This is a genomic window from Candidatus Kurthia intestinigallinarum (genome assembly GCF_003991225.1).
In the GTDB taxonomy this organism is placed as follows: domain Bacteria; phylum Bacillota; class Bacilli; order Bacillales_A; family Planococcaceae; genus Kurthia; species Kurthia populi.
Genome location: NZ_JTFC01000031.1, coordinates 36,716 through 52,648, shown reverse-complemented (window position 1 = coordinate 52,648; position 15,933 = coordinate 36,716). Strand labels below are relative to the sequence as shown.

At 44.3% G+C, this 15,933-nt stretch carries 11 protein-coding genes; 10 read left to right on the top strand and 1 reads right to left on the bottom strand.

Translation table 11 applies throughout. The features are described from left to right. Positions 1–100 precede the first annotated feature (100 nt). From QI30_RS08835 to QI30_RS08790, 10 genes are all read left to right on the top strand, one after another. On the top strand, positions 101–898 hold the full coding sequence (locus QI30_RS08835) for an HNH endonuclease (RefSeq protein ID WP_126990555.1): 798 nt from the start codon (positions 101–103) through the stop codon (positions 896–898). 505 nt (positions 899–1,403) lie between these two features. After that, positions 1,404–3,011: a (2,3-dihydroxybenzoyl)adenylate synthase gene (locus tag QI30_RS08830; protein ID WP_126990554.1), complete on the top strand. Its 1,608-nt coding sequence runs from the start codon at positions 1,404–1,406 to the stop codon at positions 3,009–3,011. Positions 3,012–3,014: 3 nt separating this feature from the next. Then, on the top strand, positions 3,015–3,230 hold the full coding sequence (locus QI30_RS08825; RefSeq protein WP_126990553.1) for a phosphopantetheine-binding protein: 216 nt from the start codon (positions 3,015–3,017) through the stop codon (positions 3,228–3,230). 12 nt (positions 3,231–3,242) lie between these two features. Then, complete coding sequence (locus QI30_RS08820) at positions 3,243–10,070, top strand: amino acid adenylation domain-containing protein (RefSeq protein ID WP_158621016.1); 6,828 nt, start codon at positions 3,243–3,245, stop codon at positions 10,068–10,070. Next, positions 10,063–10,251 (top strand): MbtH family protein, encoded by a 189-nt coding sequence (locus tag QI30_RS08815; RefSeq protein ID WP_126990551.1) that lies wholly within the window; start codon positions 10,063–10,065, stop codon positions 10,249–10,251. Before QI30_RS08820 ends, QI30_RS08815 begins: the two co-directional genes overlap by 8 nt. An 11-nt stretch (positions 10,252–10,262) precedes the next feature. Beyond that, complete coding sequence (locus QI30_RS08810; RefSeq protein WP_126990550.1) at positions 10,263–10,889, top strand: 4'-phosphopantetheinyl transferase family protein; 627 nt, start codon at positions 10,263–10,265, stop codon at positions 10,887–10,889. Continuing rightward, positions 10,870–12,171, top strand: coding sequence for an MFS transporter (locus tag QI30_RS08805; RefSeq protein ID WP_126990549.1), 1,302 nt, complete (start codon positions 10,870–10,872; stop codon positions 12,169–12,171). The genes QI30_RS08810 and QI30_RS08805 overlap by 20 nt, the downstream gene beginning before the upstream one ends. Beyond that, on the top strand, positions 12,171–12,917 hold the full coding sequence (locus QI30_RS08800) for a 2,3-dihydro-2,3-dihydroxybenzoate dehydrogenase (RefSeq protein ID WP_126990548.1): 747 nt from the start codon (positions 12,171–12,173) through the stop codon (positions 12,915–12,917). The genes QI30_RS08805 and QI30_RS08800 overlap by 1 nt, the downstream gene beginning before the upstream one ends. An 11-nt stretch (positions 12,918–12,928) precedes the next feature. Beyond that, positions 12,929–14,089 (top strand): isochorismate synthase, encoded by a 1,161-nt coding sequence (locus QI30_RS08795; RefSeq protein ID WP_126990547.1) that lies wholly within the window; start codon positions 12,929–12,931, stop codon positions 14,087–14,089. 2 nt (positions 14,090–14,091) lie between these two features. Next, a complete protein-coding gene (locus QI30_RS08790; protein WP_126990546.1) occupies positions 14,092–14,745 on the top strand; it encodes an isochorismatase family protein in 654 nt (217 codons plus the stop codon). Between the two features lie 112 nt (positions 14,746–14,857). Here QI30_RS08790 and QI30_RS08785 read toward each other — a convergent pair whose 3' ends face one another. Next, positions 14,858–15,931, bottom strand: coding sequence for a sulfate/molybdate ABC transporter ATP-binding protein (locus QI30_RS08785; protein ID WP_020189780.1), 1,074 nt, complete (start codon positions 15,929–15,931; stop codon positions 14,858–14,860). Between the last annotated feature and the right edge of the window lie 2 nt (positions 15,932–15,933).

The window sequence follows — 15,933 nt, the reverse complement described above, 5'->3', positions numbered from 1 at the left end:
GATAGCGCGGTTCCTTTTTTGTGAGCTGCTTATCATTAGTACTTTAAAACGGTGCTATTGTAAAATGAGGATAATAACTTCATGCTAGGAGGAAAATACGATGGATTTAGGTAAACGACTGGGAAAAGGGTTAGGAAATGTTGTCGATCGTACTGTGAAAACAGGAGTATCATTAGCAGGAAAAGGAATTCAGCGCACGCCATTAAAAGAGGCGGGGAAATGGGTCGAGGAAGTGGCACCGCTAGTTGGTCAGGCAACAGGGAATACGGTTAAGCTAGCTGGTACAGTTGTTGATGGCACGGTAACAGCAGGCGTTGGTCTTGTACGAAAAGATGAAGCCAATATCGACAAGGGTGTCGAGGATTTAAAAAAGGCAGGCGGTTATGTTGTTCGTGATGTGACAGGCACATTAAAAAATGTGACTGAAAATGGTGTTGAGGTACTAAAGGGTGTAGCGTATAGTGACCGTCGGCGTGCCACGGAAGGCATTAAAACACTAGGGAAAACAGTTGTAGCTGGCTCTGCTGGTACGAATTTTGAGAAGGACGAAGATGTGGTGCAAGCGAGAAAACCTGCTTTTGTTGCACGTCAAGAGGATGCTTCCTTCCCGCAATTCACGCCAATTTATGAAGTAAAGTTACCAGAAGAACTTATTAAAGCCTCTAATAAAAAACAAATAAATTATTGTAATCATGCATTGTCAAAAGCTATTCAAGAAGGTGAAGCGATTAGTGATAAGTTAGCGCTTAATGAACTGGATCGCATTAACTTGGAACATGGTATGACGCCTGAAAATTTTGTATGGCATCATCATGAAATTCCAGGTGTCATGCAGCTAGTCGATGAGGAAGAGCATAATCAAGTACCACATATGAGTGCGAAATTAATGTGGGGCTAATTTAATAAATAGCGATAAAAGTACAATCTTACAGTGGAAAAGTCACTGGAGGTTGTGCTTTTTTATTTTTTGAGCTGATAAATACGCTGAATGAATCATTTAATGTGCTAGCATTTCTGTGAGAAAAGTATGAAGGGTATCTCAAGGAGCAAATATGGATTTTTATAATAATGAAACCCAACCGAATACATACGGTTTAATGAAAAATTATACAAATGCAGGGCCGGAATCTGTACAGAATATCCTTTAGAATTCAAGGTAATTGTTTTTTTATTCTTTCTTGAATGGTGATGCTATTTACTTTTAATTGTTGATATATCAGCTTTTATGTAGTTTATTTTCTTTTTGATTAACGATCGAAAGACATAAAAGTATAAAAAGTAAAAAAATAAGTAAAATGTATGAATTTTCATTGCGCTTGTTGACCATCTATGAGAAGCAGGACTATACTGAGTCCAAATCATAAGTGAAAATGATTCTCATTATCACGAAGAGGAGTGAGAAAATGTTAGAAGGGTTTACACCATGGCCAGAAGAACGTGCGGCATTTTACCGTCAACAAGGTTGCTGGGAAGGTTATAGCTTGGGGGAGATGCTACGCAAACAAGCGGTAAAACGCCCCCATACGATTGCGGTAACAGCGTATGGCCAATCTTATACATATGAACAACTGCTAGCGCGTAGTGAAAAACTAGCTGCAGGATTCCAACAGCTTGGAATCGAAAAAGAGGATCGTGTCGTAGTGCAGCTACCTAATACGATGGTCTATGTCGAAACAGTATTTGCGTTATTTTTACTAGGTGCATTGCCAGTATTTGCCCTACTATCGCATCGCTACAATGAAATTTCGTACTTCTGTCAATTTGCAGAAGCAAAAGCGTATATTGCTTCAACTACCTATCAAGGTTTTGATTATGAACAGCTTGCAAAGCAAGTTCAGCAAGTGGCACCGACTGTAGAACATATTATGTTAGCAGGAGATACAGACGAATTTACGTCGCTAAACACATTATATCGTGAGGAAGCTATGCAAGCTGTTGAAGTAACGGGCTCAGATGTGGCATTTTTACAATTGTCAGGTGGGACGACAGGCTTATCGAAACTTATTCCACGTACGCATGATGAATATATTTATACGTTAAAGCGCAGCGTGGAGATTTGTGATGTCACAGCGGATACACGCTTTTTAGTAGTGTTACCGGTCGCGCATAATTATCCGATGAGTTCTCCAGGGATTTTAGGGGTCTTTTATGCCGGCGGAACGGTTGTCATGTGTGATACACCGAGTGCAGATGAGGTCTTTCCCTTAATTGAACAGCAAAAAATTACGATGGTTGCGCTTGTGCCACCAGTTGTCATTCAATGGCTGTATGCGGCGAAATATCGACAGGAAAATTTATCTTCGCTTGAGGTCATGCTCGTTGGCGGAGCGAAATTAAGTGTTGAAGTTGCGAAAGAAGTGATGCCGACATTTGGCTGTACATTACAGCAAGTATTTGGCATGGCAGAAGGGCTTGTGAATTACACACGTCTTGATGATTCAGAGGAACGCATTATTCATACACAAGGAAAACCGCTATCAACGCTTGATGAAGTGAAGGTTGTCGATGAGGATGATCAGGAAGTACCGGTAAATACAGAGGGCTTTTTATTAACGAGAGGGCCGTATACAATCCAAGGCTACTACAAAGCACCTGAGCACAATCAAAAATCCTTTACATCAGATGGCTTTTACCGTACAGGTGATTTAGTACGGGTCGATGAGGCTGGCTACATTACAGTAACGGGTCGTGATAAGGATCAGGTTAATCGTGGCGGTGAGAAAATTGCGGCAGAGGAAGTAGAAAATCATTTACTAGCACATGAGGCAGTGTTTGATGTCGCAGTCGTGGCGATGCCAGACCGCTTCTTAGGCGAAAAAATTTGTGCTTTCATCATTAAAAATAAAGAAGTAGACAAAAAAGAATTGCTGCAGTTTTTAGAAGCACGCGGACTCGCAACGTATAAAATTCCGGACCGTATTGAATGGCTGGATGCATTCCCTGAAACAGCGCTCGGAAAAGTGAGCAAAAAAGAATTACGATTACTAATCGAAGAAAAGGTAGGCGTGTAAATAATGACAAAAGAACAATTTTTAGCAGTAATGGATGATTTCGTAGATGGTGCAATTGGTGAGGTAGCGCTTGATGAATCATTACAGTATGTAGGTGTGGATTCAATGCGTATGATGATGGCGGTCGAAGCATTCCGTGCAAGCGGTAGTGATGTTACCTTTGTAGAGCTTGTGAGAAATCCAACGTTAGCTGCATGGATGGAACGTATTGTGAAGTAGGGAGGGATGACAATGGAACAATTAACTGCTGGACAACAGGCAATGTGGTTTGCATATCAACTAAATCCGACGCAAACCAATTTTATAACAGCTGAATATGTTGCATTTCATGGTGAGGTATCGCTTCAAAAATTACGTGAGGCGATTATGCTAACATTAACGCAGGCAGAAGCGCTACATCAAGTGTATCGCGTAGAGAGGAATCAAGTGTACCAAACATTATGCATAAAAGATGTTGACGTACCGGTCGTTGAACTAGCAAATGAGGCGCAGCAACAGCAATGGATGCAAGCGCATTTGCGACGTCCGTTGGCACTTGAAAAAGGACAGAGCTTTGAAACAGCGTTGCTTCAAAACGCACAAACAGGGCAAGTTGTATGGTTTTTCAAAGTGCATCATATCGCCATTGATGCCTATGCGTATCAATTGATTTATCAGGCGACAGCGAAACAATACAATGCGCTGATGGCGTCAGAAGCACCGTTAATGGATGTTTTTGATGCGTTTACGGCAGTCGTTGAAGAGGAGCAGCATTATACGGCAAGTGCGGATTATGAAAATGACCGCGCATTTTGGCAGCATTATGCACCTGTCGATGACACATTAGCGACGTTTTCAGTGAAGCAACCGACATTAACGGGAGACGTTATTCAAGCCGCAACGACGTTTTCTAAAGAAGTGGTCCAGCAGTGGAAAATAGCGGGCTTCGCTAAGCGCATTATGCCACAGCATTACTTTATGGCGGGTTTTGCCATTTTGGCGTATAAAGTCGCGCATAAAAAACAGATTGTGTTAAATACGCCACTCATGCAACGCGTTGGTTCAAAGGCGGCAAATGTTCCTTGTTTACATATGAATATGGTACCGCTTCATATTGATGTGACGCCAGCAGCGACGATTTATGAGCTCGCACAGCAAATTCAACAGCAAGAAGCCTTGATAAAACAGCATGGTCGCTACCCATATGAGCAAATTCGTAGAGAAATTGCCTTACCGTTTGGAGAACGTCTATGTAGTGGACAATTAAACTTTATGCCATTTTATGAGACCTTGCCTTTTGTCGGTGCAGAGGCGACCACGCATAAATTATCCATTGGTGTAATTGATGACCTATCGTTTAATTTATTTGCGACAGCAGATGGCGGCTTGCGCTGTGAATTACTTGCGAACGCTGATTTATACGATGAAGCGGTTCTTGAAACATGGCTCGCGTATTTTGAACGTATTTTGACGGAAGCGGACCATCGTATTTACAAGGCATTACAGCAACCAGTAGCACCGGTCGAAGAAGCTGTACATCAAGTAGATATTGTGTCGATGATTGAGCAAAGCGTCAATAAGGCACCACAAGCACTTGCGATTAGTGGTAGCGAAAAGCTAACGTATGAGCAGCTTTGGCAACAAAGTAATCAAATGGCAAATTGGCTAGTAAGTGAAGGAATTCAGCCAAATGATTTTGTGGCGTTGTATGTAAAACGTGCACCTGAGCTCATTAGCTTTATGATTGCAATTCTGAAAATTCGTGCAACTTATATTCCGATGGACCCGATTTATCCGATGGACCGAATTGCGTATATGGTGCATGATGCGAACGCGCGCGTTATGCTTTGCGATCAACCGATTGATTTGGATGTACCACAACTATCGATTGCAATGCGCCCATGGGAAGCATTCCCAACACAGTGGAATGCGATAGAGCAAAGGCCGCATGATGCAGCCTATATGATTTATACGTCGGGCTCAACAGGGAAGCCGAAAGGGGTTGTCATTGAACGTCATAATCTTGCGAACTTTATGATCGGTATGCAAGAACGTTTGCCGATGACCGCACAGGACCGCTTACTTGCAGTGACGACGAATGCTTTTGATATTTCAATGCTTGAATGCTTTTTACCATTAACAGTTGGTGCTGCTGTTGTGCTAAGTGATGCAGCAGATATTCATGACCCACAGCGTCTAGCACAGTTGATTCAAGCACATGATATTACATTTTTACAAGCTACACCAAGCCTATGGAAAACACTTGTACGCTTTGTGCCACAGGCTTTAGCAAATGTGACGGCACTTGTTGGTGGCGAGGCACTACCCGAGGCACTGGCAACGCGTATGCTTGAGACGACAAAAGCGGTATACAACATGTATGGACCGACTGAAACAACGATTTGGTCGACGATGGCACAGATTACCGATGCTACGGGTATTACATTAGGACAGCCCATTGCTCAAACGGCACTTTATATTTTAGATGAGGATTTACAGCCGGTACTTGATGGCAGTGAGGGGCATTTATACATTGCTGGTGAGGGTGTTGGGCGAGGTTATTACAATCGTCCGGCATTGACCGCAGAACGCTTTATTGCCAATCCATTTACAGAGCAGTATGGTCGCATGTATCAAACAGGGGACTTAGTAAAACGTATAAATGGCAAGCTGTATTATATCGGACGTACAGATTTTCAGGTGAAGGTTCGTGGCTTCCGTATTGAGCTTTCTGAAATTGAAGCTGCACTTGTGAAGCTAGCTGGCGTAGAAGAGGCGCTTGTCATGTCGAAGCAATTTGCCGATGATACGCGTTTAATCGCCTATGTGATCGGTGTGGTAGATGAAAAGATGCTACAGCAAAAATTGGCGGCAATGCTACCAGACTATATGGTGCCGGAATATTGGTGTGCGGTTACAGCGTGGCCACTAACAGCGAATGGTAAGATTGACCGCAATGCGCTACCAATGCCGACCGTTGAAGCGGTAGTGGAAGAAGTACTGCATACACCACTTGAAGCGCAAGTGGCAGCCCTTTATAAAGAAGTGCTACAGGTGGCGACGGTATCACGTGATAGTCATTTCTTCCGTTTAGGTGGGCATTCTATTTTAGCAACAACGCTCATGATGCGAATTCGGGAGAAATGGCAAGTCGATTTAACGGTTGCGACAATTTTTGAGCATCCGACGGTTTGTGCGCTTGCAGCTATTATTGACCAGGCAGATGGCGAAACGATTTGGCCGGAAATGACCGAGGTCCCAGCACAGCAAACGATAGCGCTAAGTGCAACGCAGCGCGGGATGTGGTTTATGCAGCAAACGAATCCATCCGCGACATATAATATTCCACTGCTTGTCGAGGGTGTATCGTATGATTTAGCGCGTGTGAAACAAGCATTAGCAATCGTACAGCAGCAACATCCGATTTTACGCACAACGTATACAGTTATTGATGGTAGGCCAGTACAACAACTAGTAACACAAGCGATTCCAGTAACGTTATCGACAACGATGAAACAAAGGGAAGACATCCATACGATTTTTGATTTAGCGCAACAGGTGAGTGCAAAGGTCTTTGCATATGAGGATGCATTATTATTCCTCTTCCATCATATTGCGATTGATGGCTACGGGCTGTCGATTTTCTTAGATGATTTCGCCTATGCTTATGAACAGTTGGCACCGCGTACAGCGCCGATGTCTTACGGGGCTTATGTGGCGTGGCAGGAGCACTTGCTTGCGCGTGATGTTACACAGCAGGGACTTGATTACTGGGGGCAACAGCTTGCGCATGTGCCAGATGAAATTACCCTACCTTATGAAGAAACGACGAGTGATGTGGCAGGGGCGCATGCCTACCATGAGTTATCAGCAACCTTAATGCAAAAGCTACAGCAGCTTGCGCAAACGCAAGGTGTGAGCTTGTATACGGTGCTCCAAACAGGCTTTAGTATGCTGCTAACGAAAATGGGCGCAGGGGATGATGTAACGATTGGCTCGCCAACGAATGGTCGCCCTGTCGAAGCATTGCAGCAAATGCTTGGTCTCATGATGAATACCGTTGTGTATCGTTATGAGTGGTGTGATAATCTGAGCTTTGCGGAAGCTTTACAGGCGACCCATCGCATGAACCAGCAGGCATATAAATATGACTTTGTACCATTTGACCAAGTGGTAGAACGTGTCAATCCACGTCGTACAGGGACGAAAAATCCATTATTCCAAGTCATGCTAACGATGCAAAATAATCCAGCGCTGACACTGGCATTAGAAGGACAGCAAGCGCATGTACGTCTGATTCAAACAGACACAGCGAAGGTTGAGCTGGCGCTTGAATTTGATTGGCGTGAAGAAGCATTAGCTGTTATCGCAGAATATGATGCGACGAAATTTACAGCACCAATTATCGAGGATTTACTGATGCGCTTTGAGCAAGTACTCGATGCGGTAAGTAGTGATGCACAGCTGACGCTTACGGCATTACCATTATTACTGCCTCATGAACAAACGACATTACTGACACAGGCGGTCACAGAGGCGAAGCATTATGCACCGGCAACGATTGTCGCGCGTTTTGAACAAATGGCCATCACCTATGCAGAACAAGTCGCTGTCACGTATGAAGGACAGACACTAACGTATCGTCAGTTAAATGAACGAGCGAATCAGCTCGCACGTCATTTGCAGGCACAGGGTGTTAAGCCACGTGATTATGTGGCGCTTATTATGGAGCGCGGTCTTGATATGCTTGTTGGAATTGTGGCGGTATTAAAAACAGGTGCGGCGTATGTGCCGATTGATCCTCACTATCCTACAGAGCGCATTCACTATATTTTAGAGAGCGCGAACCCACGCTTCATTGTCGTTGATGAACCGCGTGGCTATGAGGCAGAAATAGTGATGGCGACTGTGCCATTTGAAGCGTATGAAACGGATAATATTGAAGTGGCTATTACACCACAGCACCCAGCCTATGTCATTTATACGTCAGGCTCTACAGGAAAGCCAAAGGGTGTTGTCATTCCACATAATAATGTCATTCGTTTGCTTGATGCAACGGATGATTGGTATCACTTTAGTGCTGCAGATAGTTGGACATTCTTCCATTCCTATGCCTTTGACTTCTCGATTTGGGAAATTTGGGGTGCGCTGCTAACAGGTGCGAAGCTAGTCGTTGTGCCATTTGATGTCAGTCGTACACCAGGGGCCTTCCATCGTTTATTAATTGATGAGCGTGTGACGGTATTAAATCAAACGCCATCTGCTTTTTATCAATTAATTGAAGCGGATCAGGCAACAGATACCCGATTACAGCTGCGTACGGTTATTTTTGGTGGCGAAGCGCTGAGCTTTGAGCGTTTACGCAAATGGTATGCCAAATACAAGGAGGATACGGTGCTTGTGAATATGTATGGTATTACCGAAACGACGGTCCATGTATCGTATCAAGCATTGAGTGAAGAACTCGTAACGGAGCGCCAAGCAAGTCTAATTGGTGAGGCGATTCCGGACTTAGAAATTTATGTGCTAGATGCCATGCTACAGCCAGTGCCAGCAGGCGTTATTGGTGAGATGTATGTCGCGGGTGATGGTCTTGCACATGGCTATTTAGGTCGTCCTGCCCTGACAGCAGAGCGCTTTATTGCCAATCCATTTAAAACAGATGGCAGTCGAATGTATCGCACAGGAGACTTAGCAAAATGGACTGCTGATGGCAACTTGGCGTATATTGGCCGCATTGATCATCAGGTGAAAATTCGAGGATTCCGTATCGAGCTAGAGGAAATCGAGCGTGCATTATTAGCCGTAGCGGGTGTACGTGAGGCTGTGGCTGTTGTGAAAAAATATAGTGAAGATGATGTGCGGATTTTCGCCTATGTCATTGCAGATAATTGGCAGCAAGTAGCCGCAACAAAGCAAATTTCAAGCATTCTACCAAGCTATATGATGCCGAATGCTTTTATTGAAATAACAGAAATGCCGCTCACACCTAATGGCAAGCTTGATACGAAGGCATTGCCAGAGCCACAATATGCTTCGACAAATGACAGCCCAACAAATCCGACAGAAGAAGTAATGCTACAGCTGTTTAGAGATGTGTTAGGGAATCAGCAAATCGGTATTCATGATTCGTTCTTTGAAGTTGGCGGGCATTCATTACTAGCGGTGCAGCTAATGACAAATGTGAAGCAAACATTTGATATGGATTTAACGATTGGGCATTTATTTGAAGCACCAACTGTTGCGAAGCTATGTCTGCATATGGAGGATCTTGACGAAACCAGTTCATTACAATCGCTATTACCACTTCGAAAAAATGATGGCTCAGACAATCTATTTTGCGTCCATCCAGCAGGCGGCTTGAGCTGGTGCTATGCAGGGCTTATGCAGTATTTACCACAGCAACAAGCGCTGTATGGCTTGCAGGCGGTAGGGATTGCAGAGGCATGTGCTTTACCACAAACCTTAACTGACATGGCGGCAGGCTATATTACGGAAATGCAGCGTATACAGCCAGAGGGACCTTATGAATTATTAGGCTGGTCACTTGGTGGTAATGTCGTGCAGGAGATGGCGGTACAGCTAGAAGCTAAAGGGGAGCAGGCACATCTAATTGTTCTTGATGCCTACCCTGTGCATCATAAAATTGGGAATCAGACACTAGAGGAGGAAGCGGTTGAAGCATTACTCGCACTAGGCGGTTTAGATGTTGAATTGATTGAGGGTGAGCCGACGCTTGAAAATGTACTCGCGTTGTTGAAGAAGGAAGGCAGCGCACTCGCAAGTTTATCGATCGAGACATTACAGCGCTTACTAAAAACCTATATGAACTCGATTACATTACTGCGTGCGCATGAACCATGTCGTTGTCAGGCGTCGATGCTATTTTATCAATCGACGATTTTACCAGAGTGGTTCGAAGCGGTTGATCCACGTATTTGGCAGGATTATATCGGCGACATGGCGATTGAGGAAATTGCCTGCCGTCATAAGGATATGTGTCAGCCAGAACCAATTCGAGAAATTGGCGCAAAAATCGCTGATTATTTTACTAAAAAAGGAATGATTCATCATGTTTAATCCATTTGAACAGCAAGAAGCATCATTTATTGTGTTGCAAAATAATGTCCAGCAGTTTTCATTATGGCCAGCTTATATTGATATCCCAGTAGGCTGGGTGCAGCAGTTTGGCCCTGCACAAAAGGATGCGTGTGACACGTATATTGAACAACACTGGCAGGATTTAAGCCCAGTGCTTTAGGAGTGTGTGCTATGACAATCGTTTATACAAGCTCGATTTCACAGTGGACCGATTTGGACTTTGAGTGGATGAAAAAGGAGCTACCAGCAGCACGCGTAGAAAAGGCAGCGAGCTTTTACCGACAAGAGGATGAGCGAACATGTATTTTAGCAGGCTATATGATGGAGCATTTAATTGGCTTTTCAGATATTGCGTACACAAAATACGGTAAGCCGTTTGCGACGCATGGCACAATGCATTTTAATGTGGCACATAGTAATGGCTTTGTCGTTGTTGCGCTTTCGGAGGAGGAAATCGGTGTCGACTGCGAGTGGCGTGATACAGCAGTGATTGAGTCGATTATGCCACTCTTCCACACGAAGGAGCAGCAGCGTGTCACAGCAGGGAAGTGTTCGTTTAGCGCTGTTTGGACTGCGAAGGAAGCGTACGGCAAATTACTCGGTGTTGGCTTGAATTATGATTTATCGGCGATGCATATTGAACGCAATCGCTTGTATTTCCATAATGAGCGGCAGCGCCCATATGTTTATCGTACCGTTTACGACGCATTTACGATTGCGGTTTGCACATACCGAAAAGAACGTCCACAACTTGTAGATTTTAAAGGAAGTGTTTTATATGCAAATGGTTTCTGTTGAAGAGGTCATCGAGAAAAGTCGCGTCTCACGCGTACATCTAACCATTTTAGCATGGACGATGTTTTTAATTTTATTTGACGGCTATGATCTATCGGTTTTAGGAGTCGTCATCCCGGTATTACACGAGGAATGGGGAATATCAGTTGCAACGCTTGGCCTGGTTGCAAGTCTCACCCTTGTTGGGAGCTTAATTGGCGCATTTATGGCGGGAGTGATGGCAGATAAGCTAGGACGCAAAAAGGTTTTGGTGTACTGTGTTGTGCTATTTAGCGTCTTTACGCTTTGCAATGCATTGGCCACATCGATTCCCTTTTTCGCGATTTGCCGCTTTATCGCCGGTATTGGACTTGGTGGTATTCCGCCTCTTGTTGTCGCATTAACGGCAGAGTACGCACCACGAAAAATGCGAAATCGCTTTGTTGGCATTATGTTTAGCGGCTATTCGCTAGGCGGTATTTTAGTCGCGCTGCTTGGCATGTATATGATGCCACATTTTGGCTGGCAGTCATTATTTATTGTCGGTGCACTGCCGCTTATTGTGCTACCGTGGATGATTAAATCCTTACCGGAATCCTTACCATTTCTAGCGCAAAGTGAGCCTGAGAAAATGCGTGCCATCGTTCAAAAAATGAATCCGGATTTCGCCCTTGAAGAAGATGTCCAGTGGCACACCAAGCAACCGCAAAAGAAACAGCCGCTACGCGCATTATTTACGGCGGGTCGTGCACGAATCACCTTATCGTTTTGGGTGATTTGCTTTATGGGATTACTACTCGTATACGGCTTAAGCACATGGCTACCACAGCTCATGCGTGCACAGGGCTATGGCATTACATCAAGTATTAGCTTCCTATGCGCCTTAAATATTGGGGCAATTATCGGCTCAGTTATCGGGGGCTTAGTGGCGGACCGCTTCGGCAGTCGCATTGTGCAAACGACACTGTATAGCTTAGGTGCAGTTTGCTTAGTACTACTTATGTGTCATTTTTCGATGCCGGTGCTATACGTATTAGTCGCCATTAGCGGCGCGGCGTCGATTGGTGCACAAAATCTTAATAATGCTTGTAACGCAAGCTATTATGATGCGAGCTGTCGTGGTGCCGCATTAGGTGCTGCGCTATCGGTAGGACGCCTCGGTGCGATTGTTGGTCCCTTGATCGGCGGCTATTTATTAGCAGCGAATGTCGCAAATTATTGGAATTATTTATTGTTTGCGATTCCAGCATGTATCGCAGCAGTGATGTATCTCGTATTACCAAAACAGACGAAGGATGATGAGTAGTGGAACAGCAAGTAGCAGTAGTAGTAGGTGGCGCAAATGGGATTGGTCGTGCAGTTGTCGACCAATTACGCGCACAATATCAACAAATCGCAGTCATTGATTATGATGAAGAAAAATTACAGCAAATACCGGATGTCGAGAAATTCGTGGTCGACATTCGTGACGGCCAAGCAGTGAAGGCTGCCATTGATACAATCGAAGCGACAATCGGACAAATTACCGCACTTGTGCATGTGGCAGGGGTACTCGTTGTTGGCGATCTATGTGATTGTACAGAAGAGCAGTGGGATAAGCTATTTGATGTAAACGTCAAAGGGGTATTTCATGTGACGAAGCATGTCGCAGCTTATATGAAACAGCGTCAGCAAGGGAATATCGTGGTCGTTGGGTCGAACTCAGCCTCTCTACCGCGCTTAGATATTGGCGCATATGGTGCATCAAAGGCAGCAACAATTCGTTATTGCCAGGCACTAGGACTAGAATTAGCTCCTTATGGTATTCGCTGTAATGTTGTGTCACCAGGGTCAACATTTACGAATATGCAAACGTCAATGTGGCAAGATGAATCAGGTGCTGCCAATGTGATTCAAGGGAATTTAGCGCGCTATAAAGTTGGTATTCCGCTACAAAAAATTGCAGAGCCAGAAGATATCGCAAACGTCATTTTATTCTTACTATCATCAAAGGCAAATCATATTACGATGGGCAATGTCGTAGTCGACGGCGGCGCTACATTAGGAGTCTAGGAGGAAATTCGATGATTACAACGTATTCGCTACAGCAACAATTACAAAAGCTTTCAACAAAGCATGTATTTTTTAAAACACCGACAAAAACAATTGTAGGCACAGCTTGCAGCGCGGTCAATATACCTGCATGTCATTCACTTGCTTCTGTAAATGAACGAATGATGAAGGCACTCCATGCAGCGGACGATGATCAGGCGGTCATCGTCGGTGCTATTCCGTTTGATATTACGAAACAGCCGGCACTACAGCTTGCTTCTCATCCACAAATTGAAGCCAATGAAGCGTATGAGGAAGAGCGCGCAGCGAAGGCACAGTTTGACGCTACACGTGTGACATCGTATCCAAGTCGCACAAAATTTGAAGCGATGGTAGATGCATCGGTGAAGCAAATTAAACAAGGTAGTATGACAAAGGTTGTACTAGCGCGTACGCTTGAAATCGAGGCGCCAAGTGTGCCACATCGTGAGCTACTGCATTATTTAGCAACGCATAATGACAAAGGTTATACGTATTCGATTCCATTAGCAAATAATGAAACATTACTTGGCGCAAGTCCTGAGCTGCTTATTAAACGAGAGGGCAACCGCATTACTGCTAATCCAATCGCTGGCTCTAGAAAGCGTACATATGTGGAAGCGGTAGACGCGGCGAGTGCAGCTGAATTAATGCAATCAGCGAAGGATTTACATGAGCACCGCATCGTCGTTGAAATGGTAAAACAGGCACTAGGGCCGCATGTGAAAAATTTACATGTACCAGCCTCACCAAGTATTTTATATACCGATTCAATGATTCATTTATCAACGGTCGTAACAGCGGAGGTTGGCGAAGAGGCGCTGTCATCTCTTGAACTTGCTAATTTATTACACCCAACACCCGCTGTTTGTGGTCAACCTCGTGAAGCGGCATTTAGCGCCATTCAAAAAATCGAGCCATTTGACCGTGGTTATTTTGCCGGGATCGTCGGCTATATGGATGCAGCAGGGAATGGTGAATGGGTCGTGACGATTCGCTGCGGGAAAATCCATGCAACAGGGCTAACACTTTATGCAGGGGCGGGCATTGTTGAAACATCTGTGCCGGCTGAAGAAGCGTGTGAAACCGGTGCGAAATTCCAAACAATGCTCAATGCAATGCCTGAAGAGGTAACAACGAAGGGAGAGTTTTAATCATGTCAATTCCAAAAATTCAATCGTATCCAATGCCAAAGGCGGAGGAAGTAAATGAAAAAATCAACTGGAAAGTAGATGCAAAACGTAGCGTACTTCTTGTGCATGATATGCAAAATTACTTTTTAAGCTATTATGATCAAACACAGGCGCCAATCCCTGAGCTGATTGCCAATATTCAGCGCATTAAAGAGCTATGCGCTACATTAGAAATTCCAGTTGTCTATACAGCACAGCCAGGGGACCAGCATGCAGAGGACCGTGCTTTACTAACCGATTTCTGGGGTGACGGTCTACGTGAGGACGATACGATTACCGCGATTACACCCGCGCTTGCGCCAACACAAAAAGATACGGTTATGACGAAATGGCGCTATAGTGCATTTAAGAAAAGTAATTTAGAAGAGCTCATGAAGGATGTGTGGGAGCGCGATCAATTAATGATTTGTGGTATTTACGCGCATATCGGCTGTCTTTTAACGGCTGCGGAGGCCTTTATGTACGATATTCAGCCATTTTATATTACCGATGCTGTAGCGGATTTCTCAGAAGAAGATCATCTGATGGGCATTCGTTATGCACGTGAAAAATGTGCCGCAACACTGCAAACTCGTCAGCTTATTGCACAACTTGAAGCACAATTAGCGCATGTATAATTAGTAAAAGTAGTAACCATCCTTCTTCAAACGAAGAAGGATGGTTTTTTATTGCTGCTCCCCCGTACCAAAAAACGGTCAACGCGTAATGCGCTGACCGTTTTTTTGATACTTAAATTGAAAAATCTTCTGGAATAAATACTTTTAACTGACGAGGGCGAATGTAGACCTGTTCGCCGCGTTTTAATTCAAGTGCACGGAATTGTTCTTTCGGTAGCTCCGCTTCTAAATATTCATCGATATCATCACGATGTAATTCAATTTGCACGATTGGCCCGATAGCATGAATATAAATAATATTCGCCTGTACGGCATCGTCAAATGTTTTCGTGCGCTCAATATGAATATCATGTGGGCGAACATAGCCAATTGCCTCAGCTTCGGATGTCGTCTCCGCCTCGGGGACATCCACTGAGAAGTTGCCATTTACAAGTTGGCCATTTTGCATACGTCCTTTAAATAAATTGACATTGCCTAAGAAATCGTAGACAAATGGGCTATTTGGATGGTCATATACTTCCTCAGGTGGACCGACTTGTTCGATATGGCCTTTATTCATAACAACAATTCTGTCTGCTACATCAAGCGCCTCTTCTTGGTCATGTGTCACAAAAATACTCGTTACATGGAATTCATTATGCATCTTGCGTAACCAGCGGCGTAAATCCTTACGTACTTTAGCATCAAGCGCACCGAATGGTTCATCAAGTAATAATACTTTTGGCTCGACGGCTAATGCGCGAGCGAGTGCTACACGCTGACGCTGCCCACCAGATAATTGATTTGGGTAACGATCAGCGAAATTTTCAAGCTTGACGAGTGATAGTAATGTCATGACTTTATCGCGAATTTCCTTTTTAGATGGACGTGTTTTACGCGGGCGTACTTTTAAGCCATAGGCCACATTATCAAACACCGTCATATGACGGAATAGCGCATAATGCTGGAACACAAAGCCAATATTTCGTTCTTTCGCATGGATGTTTGTAATGTTTTCACCATCGAATAAAATAGCGCCTTCGTCTAATTGCTCAAGACCTGCAATAATGCGTAGTAATGATGTTTTTCCTGAGCCGGACGGGCCAAGTAGCGCGATTAATTCTCCGGATTCAATATCGATTGAGACATTGTCAACGGCTGTGAAATCGCCGAATTGTTTTTTGACATTTTGAATCGTAATACTCATGT